Origin of the sequence: Ramlibacter sp. (assembly GCF_029866045.1) — a bacterium.
Taxonomy (GTDB): Bacteria; Pseudomonadota; Gammaproteobacteria; order Burkholderiales; family Burkholderiaceae_C; genus Ramlibacter.
Genome location: NZ_JARXAB010000106.1, coordinates 1 through 12,262, shown reverse-complemented (window position 1 = coordinate 12,262; position 12,262 = coordinate 1). Strand labels below are relative to the sequence as shown.

General features: G+C 66.8%; 12 protein-coding genes and 2 pseudogenes. 13 read left to right on the top strand and 1 reads right to left on the bottom strand.

All coding sequences use genetic code 11. The features are described 5' to 3' along the window. A pseudogene (locus QE494_RS11790) lies at positions 1-539 on the bottom strand (hypothetical protein); the annotation flags it as partial. Between the two features lie 184 nt (positions 540-723). Between QE494_RS11790 and QE494_RS11785 the strand changes: the two are divergent. From QE494_RS11785 to QE494_RS11725, 13 genes and pseudogenes are all read left to right on the top strand, one after another. Next, positions 724-1,941, top strand: coding sequence for an ABC transporter substrate-binding protein (locus tag QE494_RS11785; protein ID WP_300043568.1), 1,218 nt, complete (start codon positions 724-726; stop codon positions 1,939-1,941). Positions 1,942-2,070: 129 nt separating this feature from the next. After that, the gene (locus QE494_RS11780; protein ID WP_300043567.1) at positions 2,071-2,940 is read left to right on the top strand and encodes a branched-chain amino acid ABC transporter permease; all 870 of its coding nucleotides are present in this window, start codon (positions 2,071-2,073) and stop codon (positions 2,938-2,940) included. Then, positions 2,937-3,932, top strand: coding sequence for a branched-chain amino acid ABC transporter permease (locus tag QE494_RS11775; RefSeq protein ID WP_300043565.1), 996 nt, complete (start codon positions 2,937-2,939; stop codon positions 3,930-3,932). The genes QE494_RS11780 and QE494_RS11775 overlap by 4 nt, the downstream gene beginning before the upstream one ends. After that, positions 3,932-4,702 (top strand): ABC transporter ATP-binding protein, encoded by a 771-nt coding sequence (locus QE494_RS11770; protein ID WP_300043564.1) that lies wholly within the window; start codon positions 3,932-3,934, stop codon positions 4,700-4,702. Before QE494_RS11775 ends, QE494_RS11770 begins: the two co-directional genes overlap by 1 nt. After that, entirely contained in the window at positions 4,695-5,396 is a 702-nt protein-coding gene (locus QE494_RS11765) for an ABC transporter ATP-binding protein (protein ID WP_300043563.1), read from the top strand. Before QE494_RS11770 ends, QE494_RS11765 begins: the two co-directional genes overlap by 8 nt. A gap of 14 nt (positions 5,397-5,410) precedes the next feature. Then, complete coding sequence (locus tag QE494_RS11760; protein WP_300043562.1) at positions 5,411-6,187, top strand: SDR family NAD(P)-dependent oxidoreductase; 777 nt, start codon at positions 5,411-5,413, stop codon at positions 6,185-6,187. 26 nt (positions 6,188-6,213) lie between these two features. Beyond that, the gene (locus QE494_RS11755) at positions 6,214-6,552 is read left to right on the top strand and encodes a DUF4387 family protein (RefSeq protein WP_300043561.1); all 339 of its coding nucleotides are present in this window, start codon (positions 6,214-6,216) and stop codon (positions 6,550-6,552) included. Continuing rightward, positions 6,549-8,075, top strand: a complete 1,527-nt coding sequence (locus tag QE494_RS11750) for an acyclic terpene utilization AtuA family protein (protein WP_300043560.1) — start codon at positions 6,549-6,551, stop codon at positions 8,073-8,075. The genes QE494_RS11755 and QE494_RS11750 overlap by 4 nt, the downstream gene beginning before the upstream one ends. Continuing rightward, on the top strand, positions 8,072-8,860 hold the full coding sequence (locus QE494_RS11745; protein WP_300043559.1) for a GntR family transcriptional regulator: 789 nt from the start codon (positions 8,072-8,074) through the stop codon (positions 8,858-8,860). The genes QE494_RS11750 and QE494_RS11745 overlap by 4 nt, the downstream gene beginning before the upstream one ends. A 34-nt stretch (positions 8,861-8,894) precedes the next feature. Continuing rightward, complete coding sequence (locus QE494_RS11740) at positions 8,895-10,172, top strand: 3-isopropylmalate dehydratase large subunit (RefSeq protein WP_300043558.1); 1,278 nt, start codon at positions 8,895-8,897, stop codon at positions 10,170-10,172. Beyond that, positions 10,169-10,687 (top strand): 3-isopropylmalate dehydratase, encoded by a 519-nt coding sequence (locus tag QE494_RS11735; protein ID WP_300043557.1) that lies wholly within the window; start codon positions 10,169-10,171, stop codon positions 10,685-10,687. The genes QE494_RS11740 and QE494_RS11735 overlap by 4 nt, the downstream gene beginning before the upstream one ends. Next, positions 10,684-12,084 (top strand): FAD-dependent oxidoreductase, encoded by a 1,401-nt coding sequence (locus QE494_RS11730; protein WP_300043556.1) that lies wholly within the window; start codon positions 10,684-10,686, stop codon positions 12,082-12,084. Before QE494_RS11735 ends, QE494_RS11730 begins: the two co-directional genes overlap by 4 nt. A 5-nt stretch (positions 12,085-12,089) precedes the next feature. After that, positions 12,090-12,262, top strand: a pseudogene (locus QE494_RS11725) (carboxyvinyl-carboxyphosphonate phosphorylmutase); the annotation flags it as partial.

Sequence of the window (12,262 nt, the reverse complement as noted above, 5' to 3'; positions counted from 1 at the left end):
TCCAGGGTGTAGGCCAAGCCCGCATCGGCCAGCAGGCCGTAGGTGTCGGGGGTGGTGCCCCAGTCCTGGCTCAGCCAGCCCTGGGGAGTAGCGCCGGTGGCGGCGCAGATCGCGTCGATCGACTGCCGCACCTGCGCGCGTTGTTCATCGACCGACTGCCCCGCATGCATCAGCCGGGTGGCCGCCAGGCCATGACCCACCCACTCGGCACCGGCCTGAGAGAGCGCAGTCACCAGCTCCGGCACCCGCGGCAGCACCAGCGCATTGGCCCCGACCGCAGGCGCAATGCCCTGACGCGCCAAGAGGTCAATCAGCCGATGGACTCCAATACGAAGACCATATTCACGCTGAGACCAACTGCGCCAGTCGGGATTGAAGCTGCCGAACTCGCCAACAAAGCGCGGGTCACGAACTGCCCCTTGCGGTGCATCAAAGTCCCAATGCTCCAGGTGCAGCACCACGAAGGTGTGCAAACCCGGCGCCAGCAGGGTCTGCGTGCGCCTCGGCAGTGCGCTGTAGCGGTAATGCAGGTGGTCCATGGTGCACAGGGGCGGTCTTGGGCGGGCGGAGTCGGATGGCGTGCGCAATGGCGTGGCGAATGTCAAAAACTGCCTGGGGCTTTACCGCTTGACTTCGGCGCCGGAAGGTTGCAGAGTTGCGCCAAATTGTTCTATAAATGGGACAATTTAATCAAGCCCCCATCCACCTGTTAGAGGATTAACCATGACATCCCAAAACCGCCTGTCTCGTCGATTGATCCTGCAAGCTGGCGCCGCCAGCGCCGCTTTCGGCGCCCCCGGCCTGCTGCTGGCCCAACCCAAGCCGGTCAAGATCGGTCTCGTCCACCCGGTCACTGGCGGTCTCGCCTACAGCGGCGGCCAGTCCCGCATGGGCGCCCAGATGGCCATCGACGAAATCAACGCCGCAGGCGGCATCCGCGCCATGGGCGGCGCCAAGCTCGAGGCTGCCCTGGGTGACTCACAGTCCCGCCCTGAAGTCGGCGTCTCTGAAGTCGAGCGCCTGCATCAAGAAGGCGTGTCGGCTTATGTTGGCTGCTTCGCCAGCGCGATCGCGCTGCCCGCCACCCAGGCCGCAGCCAAGTACAACACCCCCTTCCTGATCGACGTGGGCGTGTCAGACGCCATCGTCTCGCGCGGCCTCAAAAACGTGTTCCGTCTGGCACCCGGCAACGGCAAGTGCGTGGACGACGCCTTTGCTGGCCTCGACGGCGTCAACAAGGCTGCTGGTGGCATCGCTAAGACGGCGGTCATCGTGCACGAAGACTCCGAGTTCGGCACCAGCACCTCCAGACTGCTCCAGAGCAAGCTCTCGGGCATCGGCATTGAGGTCAAGGAAGTTCTCAAGCACGCCACCCCCACGCGCGACTTCACCAACCTGGTCCTGCGGATCAAGTCGGTCAAGCCGGACATCGTGATCATGTCCAACTACCAAAACGAGTACGTGCTGATCGCCCGCACCATGCACCAGCAAAAGGTCGACGTGATGGGCATGTTCTCGGTGCTCGGCGGCGGCTTCAACTACAAGCTGGTGCAAGAGCAGCCGGACGTGGCCCAGTACATGATGGACTTCAACCACTGGTACAGCCCGCGCAACCCCAAGGCGCAGGAAATGCGCAAGCGGGTTGAAGCCAATCGCGGCCTCTTCACCTTCGAGGTGTACTGCTCGTACAACTCGGTCAAGCTCTACGCCGACGCCCTGCAGCGCGCTGCCTCGGCCGACAAAGAGAAGGTGATCGCCGCGCTCGAAGCCAGCACCTGGTCTGACCACTTCATGCCCTACGGCGCCACCAAGTTCGTCAACGGCCAGAACCAGGGCGGCCGCGCCGTGCTGCTGCAGGCCAGCAAGACCGACATCGACGTGGTGTTCCCCAACGAGTTCGCCAACGTCAAGGCGGTCTTCCCCCGCCCGAAGTTCAGCTAAACCCACGCTGGCGCAACAACCGGGTCCATTACCCGGTCGCAGTCACCCAGGCGGGCCGCCACCAGCGGCCTGCCCAGGCGCAGCCTTGCCGGCGCCGCAGCGCACAGACTCACCACAGGGGAAATCCACTTGGACCTGACCATCTTCGGAGCGGCCCTGCTCAATGGCATCCTCATGGGCGGCATCTACACGCTCGTGGCCTCGGGCCTGACGCTGATCTACGGCGTACTGCACATCATCAACTTCGCCCACGGCTCCATGCTGATGCTGGCGATGTTCGGCGTCTACTACCTGCTGATGAAGCTGGGTATCGACCCCTATTTGTCACTGGTGGTCATGGTGCCCGCGATGTACGCGCTGGGCTACCTGCTCTATCGGCACATGATCGGCAAGTTGTCACTGGGGCGTGACGAGAACATCCTGCTCATTACCCTGGGACTGTCGATCCTGATCGAGAACCTGGCGCTCATGTTCTTCAAGGGCGACTCGCGCACCATTTCCCTCTCGTACAGCGACAAGGTGCTGGAGTGGGGCCCACTGATGGTGAGTCTGCCCAAGCTGATTTCCTTCGTTGCCGCCATGGTGCTGTGCGCACTGCTGGGCCTGTTCATCTCCCGCACCGACACCGGCAAGGCGATTCGCGCCGTAGCCAAAGAGCGCATGGGCGCGCGGCTGGTGGGCATTGATGTCGACAAGGTGTTTGCGGTGTCCTTCGGCATTGGCCTCGCCACCCTGGGCGCGGCCGCCTGCCTGCTGATGCCGATCTTCTATGTATCGCCCACCATCGGTCACGTGTTCGTGATGGTGGCCTTCACCGTGGTGGTGCTCGGCGGCATGGGAAGCTTCCTGGGTGCAGTCATTGGCGGCTTGATCGTCGGCCTGACCGAGTCCTTCGGCGGCCTGTACCTGGGCGAGAGTCTGGGCCAGATCGGCATCTCGCTGATCTTCATTCTCATTTTGTTGTTCCGCCCGACGGGCCTGTTCGGAGGTAAGCGATGAACAAGTCCATTCCCCTGTGGGTGCACCTGCTGCTGCTGGCGGTGGCGATCATCTTCCCCTTCGTGCTGCCCTCGGCCTTCTGGGTCAACTTCGGTGTGCTGGCGCTTTTTTACGCCTTCATCGGTCAGTCCTGGAACATTGCCGGCGGCTTCGCCGGGCAGCTGTCCTTCGGCCATGTTGCCTTTTTGGGCGCGGGCGCCTACGCCTCGACCATCGTGCAGATGCGCTTCGGCTGGAACCCCTGGTTGGGTTTGCCGGTGGCAGCCCTCGCGGGTGCGGCAGCCGGCTGGATGGTGGCGGCCATGAGCTTTCGCGCCGGCCTCAAAGGCTCTTACTTCGCCCTGATCACCCTGGCCTTTGCTGAGGTGTTTCGTATCGTGGCCAATTCGATCGAGATCACTGGGGGCGGGCTGGGCATGCTCATTCCCATGAAGCAAACGGCGGCCAACTTCCAGTTCGGCGACCGGCGGGTCTTCTACTACATCATGCTGGCGCTCACGGTTGTGTCGATCGCGATCGCGGTCTGGCTCAAGGCCTCGCGCTTCGGCGCCCGGCTCGCGGCCATCCGCGAGAACGAAGACTCGGCCATGGCGCTGGGCATCAATGTCTACAGCGAGAAGGTCAAGGTGATGATGCTCTCTGGCGCCATCGCCGGCGTGGGTGGTTGCTTTTTCGCCCAGTACTTTCTCTACATCGACCCGACGATCGCGTTTGGTACTGACAAGTCGGTGGAGATGCTGCTGGTCAGCATGATCGGCGGCGCCGGCACGGTCTACGGGCCGCTGATCGGCGCGGTCTTGCTCGCCCTGGTCAGCGAGGTGACCCGCGCCATGTTCACCATCCAAGGCCTGTCACTGGTGATCTACGGCACGCTGCTGGTGATCATCATCGCCTTCTTGCCCAATGGGCTGGTGGACTTGTTCAAGCGCCGCGAGAAGCGCCAACTCGGGCGGCTGTCCTCGGGCGCCTCGAGCAAGACGGGAGATGCCTGATGCTGCGCATTGACGGACTGACCAAGATCTTCGGCGGCCTGCGCGCCGTCGACAACGCCTCGCTGAAGGTGGACGCGGGCCAGATCGTGGCCCTCATCGGCCCCAACGGCGCGGGCAAGACCACCCTGTTCGCCTCCATCGCGGGCTTTCACAAGATCAACGCCGGCCGGGTGGAGTTTCTCGGCCAGGACATCACCGGCCGGCCAGTGCACGAGATTGCCAGGCTCGGCATGGTGCGCACCTTTCAGATCACCCAGCCCTTTGCCAAGCTCTCGGTGCTGGAAAACATCATGGTCGGCGCCTACCAGCAGTTCGAGGACCGCGCCTTGGCCGAGGCCCATGCGCGCGAGGTGGCACAGAAGGTCGGCATGGCCGCCATCCTGGACCAGTCGGCCTCGGAACTGACGGTTGCCGCGCGCAAGCGCCTGGAGCTGGCGCGGGCCCTGGCGACCGGCCCGAAGTTGCTGCTGCTCGACGAGGTGATGGCGGGCCTGAACCCGCAGGAGATCAGCGAGATCATTGCGGTGATCCGCGCGATCCGCGACACCGGCGTCACCATCTTGCTGATCGAGCACGTGATGCACGCGGTGATGAGCCTCTCGGAGTTCATCTACGTGCTGTCCTACGGAAAGATCATCGCCGAGGGCGCACCGCGCGAGGTGGTGAGCAACCGCGAGGTGATCGAGGCCTATCTCGGCCGCGGCGCTGCCGACCAGATGCCGGCCACCGCACAAGCCGGGCAAAGCCAAGAGGGTCACAGCCATGCTTGAAATTCGCAACCTGCGTGCTGGCTACGGCCAGATCGAAATCCTGCGGGGCATTGACCTTGACGTCGGCGCTGGCGAGATCGTGGCCGTTCTGGGGAGCAACGGCGTGGGCAAATCCACGTTGAACAACAACATCTCGGCGCTGTACAAGCCCTTCAGCGGCTCGATCCGCTTCCAAGGCGAAGACATCACCGCGCTGTCCTCCAGCGAGGTCGTCAAGCGCGGCCTGATTCACGTGCCCGAGGGCCGGCGGATTTTCCCCAACCTCAGCGTGATGGAGAACCTGGAGCTGGGCAGCCTGGTTCGTGGCAAGGCGCACCGCAGTCAGAACCTGGAACGGGTGGTGGGCATCTTCCCCCGCCTGAAGGAGCGCTTTAGCCAACTGGCGGGCACCCTCTCGGGCGGCGAGCAGCAGATGCTCGCCATCGGCCGTGGGCTGATGTCCGAGCCGGTGCTGATGATCATGGACGAGCCGTCCCTCGGCCTGTCGCCGCTGCTGGTAGAGCAAATGTTCGATCTGATCCGCCGCATCAACCAGGAAGGTCAGGCCATCTTGCTGATGGAGCAAAACGCGGTGCAAACCCTGGCGATCGCACACCGGGCCTACATCATCGAAAACGGCGTGATCGCGATGCAGGGCAAGGCAGAAGAAATGGCCCGCGATCCCGAGCTGCGCCGCAACTATCTGGGCCTTTGAGCAACACACCGTCCATGGCCGCCCCCTGCACACCTCCCCATGACGGCCCCGAGCTGGCCGGTCGCCGCGCCTTGGTAACCGGCGCGGGCAGCGGCATCGGCCTGGCCACCGCCCGCGCCCTCGCCCGCAACGGCGCCCAGGTGGCGGCTGTGGTCCAGAGCGAGGACCAGGTTGTCGCGGTTCGGCAGGTCCTGCCGCAGGCGCCGGTTTTCGTGCAAGACCTGCTTGACGACGAAGGCTGCGCCGCTCTGCCCGCCCGCGCGGCCGCGGCCCTGGGCGGGCTCGACGCCCTGGCCTGCTGCGCCGGCATCTTCTACAAGAAGGGCTCGGACGACACCACGCTCGAGGAGTGGCGCCGCACCCTGGCCCTCAACCTCGACGCCACCTTCATCCTCACCCGCGCCGCCATCGCGCGCATGCGACAGCAGCGGGCAGCCGACGCCAGCGTGGTCATCATTTCGAGCCAGATCGGCCTGGTGGGTCACGCCCGTGGCGCCGCCTACGCCGCGTCCAAGGCCGGCCTTCACGGCATGGTGCGCTCGCTGGCCCTCGAATGGGCCGACCAGGGCGTGCGCCTCAACGCGGTGGGTCCCGGCCCGGTGGAGACACCGATGGTCGCCGCGGTCAAGGCTGACCCCGTGGCCCTGGCCGCCATGGAGGCCACCATTCCGATGGGGCGCCTGGGCCAGCCCTGGGAAATCGGCGAGACGGTGAGCTTTCTGCTCTCGCGCCGGGCCTCCTTCATCACCGGCCAGGTGCTGTGCGCCGACGGTGGCTTCACTGCGCGTTGAGACCCAGCTTCCGGGACTCACTGGCCATGACCCACCTCCCTGCGCCATTGCCCACGACCGAAATCCCGCTGGGGCGACTGGCGCGGGTGGTCCGCAGCAAGAACGCCGGTCCGACCTGCCTGACCATCGACCTGTTCTTTCCCGATGCCCAGGCCTATGCCCGGGCCGCTGCCAGCGACGCGCTGCAGCCGCAGGCCGTGGCCCCGCTCTACGGCGTGCCCGCCAGCCAGGTGCGGCGCTTCGAGTTGCCCGACATCTTTGCCCTGAAGCTGTCCCTGCCCCGCCGGCGCTGTGCAGGCGATCCGGGCGACGGCGATTGCTATGGGGCGCAGCAGCATGTGCCGCTGCTGGAGGTGATGCTGTGACGGCACCGATGGTGGCCACTGCGGGTGCCAACCTGCTCAATTCTCCCGGCGCCGGCCCTGGAGGGGAAGGCGCTGTGGGTCGCCTGCTGCAAACGCACCGGCCCGGCCAGGAGCCGCTCCGCGTGCTGTCGGCCTCGGGCCAACTGGGCTACGGCATTGTTGAAGCCTCGCTCGAGCGAGGCCTGGCGCGCCAGCCGCATTTCATCGGTTGCGACATGGGCTCGATCGACCCCGGCCCTTACTACCTGGGCTCTGGCGCGATGGCGGCCCCAGAGGCCATGGTGCGCCGCGACCTCGGCCTGGTGCTTGCCGCCGCGCGCCGCCACGACATTCCCCTGCTGATTGGAAGCGCCGGCACCGCGGGCGCGCGGCCTCACCTGGCGGCCACCCTGGCACTGGTGCGCGAAGTGGCGCAGGCGCAGGGCCTCAACCTGCGCCTGGCCCTGATCGACAGCGACCTCGACCCCGCCGTGCTAACCCGCGCACTGGCCGAGGGGCGGCTACAGCCGCTGGACGACGGCGAAGGCCCTTTGCCCTTGCCCACGGCAGAAGACATCCACGCCTGCGGCCACCGGGTCGCGCAATGCGGCACCGAGACCTTTCGCCGTGCGCTCACGCCTGAGGTGGACATGGTGCTCGCCGGCAGGGCCTGCGACACCGCGATCTTCGCCACGCTCCCGGAGATGCTGGGCTACGACGCCGGGCTGGCACTGCACATGGCCAAGATCGTCGAATGCACCTCGCTGTGCTGCGAGCCTGGCGGGCGCGACGCGATCCTCGCCGAGCTCTGGCCCGACCACTTCGTGCTCGAAAGCATGAACCCCGCCCTGCGCGCCACGCCAGCATCGGTTGCCGCCCATGCGCTCTACGAGCAGGCCGACCCCTTCGTCGTCGAAGAGCCCACCGGCACCCTGGACCTGCGCCAGGCCCGCTACCAGGCGGTGGACGAGCGCCGCACCCGAGTGACAGGCGCTCGCTTCACTGCCCGCTCTCAACCCACGCTCAAGGTCGAAGGCGCTCGCTGGGTGGGCAGCCGTGCGGTGCTGCTGGCGGGGATTGCCGACCCGGTGATGCAAGGCGAGCTCCCCACGGCACTCGCACAGGTCGAGGCCAAGGTGCGCGCCCTGCTGCCGCTTTCCGAGGGCCAGGCCTGGACGCTGCACCCCCATGTCTACGGGCAGGACGCGATTGCGCAGGTGCCCGCCGGGCAGACGCGCCAGACTGAGCTGGGCCTGGTGCTCGAATTCATCGCCAGCGATGCGGCCCTGGCACAAACGGTGGCCGCGGTGTTCAAGCAAAACCTGCTGCACCACGGCTACCCGGGCCGGCTGTCGACCGCGGGTAACCTGGCCTTCGCCTTCACCCCAAGCGAGCTGGCTGCGGGCGAGGCCTACCGCTTCGCGATCTACCACCGGCTCGAGGGCGAAGACCCGGCGCAGATCTTTCAGATTCGCTACGAAGTCCTGGATACCCCCGCCACCCCCGCCGCCACCCCGACGATCACAGAGGCCTGCCCGGCATGAACGAGCGCCTGCCTCTGACCAAATATCACCAGATCTACCTGGTGCTGCGCGAACAACTGCAAGAGGGCCGCTTCGCCGACGGCCTTCCCGCCGAGATGCTGCTGGCCGCGCAGTTTGGCGTCGGCCGGGTGACGGTGCGGCGCGCCCTTGAGCAGTTGGTGGAAGAAGGCCTCATCTCGCGGGTCGCCGGCCGGGGCACCTTCCCCACCCCGCCGCCGACCCACGCGCCAGCCGCAGCCGCCAAAGGCCAGATCCGCCCGACGCGGCTGGCCGGCCTGATGGAGAACATCGTCAGCGCCAGCCTGAGCAACTCGGTGAAGGTGCTGGACTGGCGAGTGGTCGAGGCCTCGGGCCAGGTCGCCGAGCAGCTGCAACTTCCGGTCGGCAGCAAAGCGCGCAAGGCGGTGCGCCGGCGCAGCTCGCGCGAGGGGCCGCTCTCGTACATCACCATCTGGGTGCCAGAGGCGCTGGCTCGGGGCATCACCCGCCAAGACCTGGCCAGCAAGCCCATCTTGCAACTGCTCGAGGAGGCCGGTGTGGAACTGGGTCGGGCGCGGCAAACCATCTCGGCGCGGCAGGCCGACGCGGTGGTGGCACGCGAGCTCGACGTTGCCATTGGCACCGCCCTGCTCCAGGTGCGGCGCCTGGTCTACGACAGCCAAGACAGGCCGGTGCAATGGCTCGAGGGCCTCTACCGACCCGACCGATACGAATACCAGATGGAAGTCTCCAGCATCGGCAGCGTCGATGCGCGCATCGCGGTCAAGGCCGCGCGCGAGGCCTGAGCCGGAGACAGAACTTGAACCAGGAGAAATGACCATGAGCGCGACGCAAAGCCCGCCCCAGACGTTGGCACAGAAGCTGATCGCCAAAGCCGCCGGCAGATCCCAGGTGTCGGTAGGCGAAATCGTCAACTGCCGGGTCGACCTGGCGATGTTCCACGACTCCTCCGGCCCACGCCGGCTCCAGCCCATGCTCGAGGAACTCGGCGCCAAGGTCTGGGACACCTCAAAGGTCGTCCTGGTGATGGACCACTACGTTCCCGAACGGGATGAGGATTCCAGACGCATCGTGCGCATTGCCCGCGACTGGGCCGTGGCGCAAAAGCTCCCCCATGTGTACGACAGCATCGGCATCTGCCACGTGGTGGTGCCGCAAAAGGGCCACCTGCGCCCGGGCATGTTCGCGGTGGGCGGCGACTCGCACTCGCCCACTGGCGGCGCGTTTGGCGCCTACATGTTCGGAGTGGGCGCCACCGAAATGCTGGGCGTGGTGGTCACCGGCGAACTGTGGGTGCGTGTGCCCGAGACCATCCGCATGCGCTGGAGCAACCGTCTGCCTCCGGGCGTGACCGCCAAGGACATGATGCTCGCCATGATCGGCCAGTTCGGCATGAACGGCGGCGCCTACCAGGCCATGGAGTTCTGCGGCCCGGCGGTCCAGGCCCTGTCGATGCAGGAGCGCATGACCATGTCGAACATGAGTGCCGAAATCGGCTCCCAGGTCGGTCTGATCGCGCCCGACGCCACCACCCGCGACTGGCTGGCGGCCCATGGGGCGCCGGGTGTGGAGATCGAGGGCTGGCACACCGACGAAGGTGCCGCCTGCACCACACACGACTACGACGCCGCCGCCCTCTCGCCCCAGGTCGCCGCACCGCACAGCCCAGCCAACACCCGGCCGGTGGGCGACTACGTTGACGTCGCCATCCAGGCCGCCTACATCGGCGCCTGTACCGGTGCCAAGCTCGAAGACCTGCGAGCGGCAGCCAGCATCCTCAAGGGCCATCGGGTGGCCAGCGGCTTCAGTCTCATGGTGGCACCCGCCAGCGTGCAGGACCAGGAGCAGGCCGAGCGTGAGGGCGTGATGGGCGTGCTGCGCGACGCCGGCGCCGAGGTGCTTGCCACCGCCTGCGGAGCCTGCTCGGGCTACGGCGGCTCCATTCCCGACGGCGCCAATGTCATTGCCACAACCGCGCGCAACTTCAAGGGCCGCATGGGCTCGCCCACCGCGCAGATCTATCTCGCCTCCCCCTACACCGTGGCTGCCAGCGCACTGCGCGGCCGCGTCACTGATCCCCGAGAGGTTCTCGCATGACCACTGCCGCAAACCCTGGCGGCCCACACCGCGTCTGGCGGCTTGGTGCCGACATCGACACCGACCAGCTCGCGCCGGGCACCTACATGAAGCTCTCGCTGCCCGAGATCGCCACCCACTGCCTTGAGGGCTTGCGCCCGGAGTTCGCTGGCCAGGTGCAGCCAGGGGACGTGATCGTCGCGGGAGCCAACTTCGGTATCGGCTCCTCGCGCGAGCAAGCTGCAGGCGCCCTGGTGCAACTGGGCCTGCGGGCAGTGATCGCTCCCAGCTACAGCGGTCTGTACTTCCGCAATGCCTTCAACCTGGGACTGCTCCTGCTCACCTGCCCCGAGGCGGAAAAAATCCAGGAAGGTGAGTCCATCACCCTGGACCTGCCAGGCCAGGCGGTGGTGCGCGCCAGCGGCGAGCGCCTCGCAGTCGACCCGATTCCCGGGTTCTTGCTGGACATGGTGGAGGCCGGCGGCCTGCTGCCCCAGCTCAAACGCCGGATGCAACAACAGAAGGCCACCGCATGACAAGGCCAGATCCCCGCATCATCCGGGCCGATGCGATGCCAGCGGACACCCCCGAGGTGCCGGTGTGCATTGTGGGCGGCGGCGCCTGTGGCCTCACCACCGCCATCCGTCTGCGTGACCTCGGTCTGGACTGCGTGGTGCTCGAGCGCGACGCCACCCCCTCGGGCTCCTCGGCCCTGTCCTCCGGCTTCATCCCGGCCGCCCTCACCCGGCTGCAAAAGTCCCTGGGCATCGACGACTCCTTTGAGCTCTTGGTGAAGGACGTGCAGGAAAAGGCGCAGCACGGCGCGCCCGAGCACCTGGTGCAGGCCTATGTGCATGCCGCCACAGAGGCGATCGATGCACTCGAGGCGCACGGCCTGCCCTTCGAGATCGTGCGCGGCTTTCTCTACCCCGGTCACAGCGTGGAGCGCATGCACTCCATGCCCGAGCGCACTGGCGAGGCCCTGATGGCGCGCCTGATCAAGCTGGCCAACGATCGCGGCGCCGACATTCTGGGCGAGGCCCTGGTGCGCGAGCTGTGGGTCAACCCGCAAGACCGCATCATCGGCGTGGGCTACGAGCGCCCCGACGGCAGCCTGGAGCACCTGGCCTGCGAGCAGCTGGTGCTGGCGTGCAACGGCTTCGGCGGCAACAACGCGATGGTGCGCGAGCTCATTCCCGAGATTGGCGACGCCACATTTGCCGGCCACACCGGCAACGACGGTTCGGCGATCAGCTGGGGCCGGCAGCTGGGACTGCAAATGGGCGATCTCGACGCCTACCAAGGCCATGGCGCCTGGGTCACGCCCCAGGGCGCGCTCATGACCTGGGCCTTCATCATGGAAGGCGGCGTGCAGGTGAACAAGCAAGGCCAGCGCTTCTCCGACGAGACCGGCGGCTACTCAGAGGCTGCGGTACACGTACTGGCACAGCCCGAGAGCATCGCCTTCAACGTACTCGACCAGCCCCTGCTGGAACTGCTGCGCACCTTCCCCGACTTCGTGGAGGCCGAGAAGGCCGGCGCGCTGCGCCAGGCCGCAGACGTGACGGCCCTGGCCGCACTCATTGGCTGCGACCCGGCCACCCTGCAAGCCACGCTGGACGAGGTGGCGCCTGGCCGCACCGACCGCTTTGGCCGCAGCTTCAAACGCTCGCTGCAGGCGCCGTACTACGCGGTCAAGGTGACTGGCGCCCTGTTCCACACCCAGGGCGGCCTGGAAGTCGATGCCCAATGCCGGGCCTTGCGTGCCGACGGAAAGCCGATGTCCAACCTCTACGCAGCGGGCGGTGCGGCGCGCGGCGTCTCGGGCGCGGGACCGGCCGGCTATCTGGCGGGCAACGGCCTGCTCTCGGCGGTGGCTGGCGGCTGGATCGCCGCCAACAGCGCCGCCTCCGCCCTCTCCCATTCAAAGTGAACACCATGACCCTCAAGCAACGCCTCCAAGAAAAGCGCCCCCTGCTGGCCCCCGGCATTTACGACGCCTTCACCGCCCTGGTCGCCGAGCAGTCCGGCTTCGAAGCCCTCTACCTCTCGGGTGCCTCCATCGCCTACACCCTGCTCGGGCGCTCCGACGTCGGCCTGACCACGGTCAC

Excerpts from the sequence above, each read along its gene's own strand:
- QE494_RS11745 (WP_300043559.1), top strand. The coding sequence starts at position 8,072 with ATGAACGAGCGCCTGCCTCTGACCAAATATCACCAGATCTACCTGGTG.
- QE494_RS11735 (WP_300043557.1), top strand. The coding sequence starts at position 10,169 with ATGACCACTGCCGCAAACCCTGGCGGCCCACACCGCGTCTGGCGGCTT.
- QE494_RS11730 (WP_300043556.1), top strand. The coding sequence starts at position 10,684 with ATGACAAGGCCAGATCCCCGCATCATCCGGGCCGATGCGATGCCAGCG.
- QE494_RS11755 (WP_300043561.1), top strand. The coding sequence starts at position 6,214 with ATGACCCACCTCCCTGCGCCATTGCCCACGACCGAAATCCCGCTGGGG.
- QE494_RS11775 (WP_300043565.1), top strand. The coding sequence starts at position 2,937 with ATGAACAAGTCCATTCCCCTGTGGGTGCACCTGCTGCTGCTGGCGGTG.
- QE494_RS11760 (WP_300043562.1), top strand. The coding sequence starts at position 5,411 with ATGGCCGCCCCCTGCACACCTCCCCATGACGGCCCCGAGCTGGCCGGT.
- QE494_RS11740 (WP_300043558.1), top strand. The coding sequence starts at position 8,895 with ATGAGCGCGACGCAAAGCCCGCCCCAGACGTTGGCACAGAAGCTGATC.
- QE494_RS11765 (WP_300043563.1), top strand. The coding sequence starts at position 4,695 with ATGCTTGAAATTCGCAACCTGCGTGCTGGCTACGGCCAGATCGAAATC.
- QE494_RS11770 (WP_300043564.1), top strand. The coding sequence starts at position 3,932 with ATGCTGCGCATTGACGGACTGACCAAGATCTTCGGCGGCCTGCGCGCC.
- QE494_RS11785 (WP_300043568.1), top strand. The coding sequence starts at position 724 with ATGACATCCCAAAACCGCCTGTCTCGTCGATTGATCCTGCAAGCTGGC.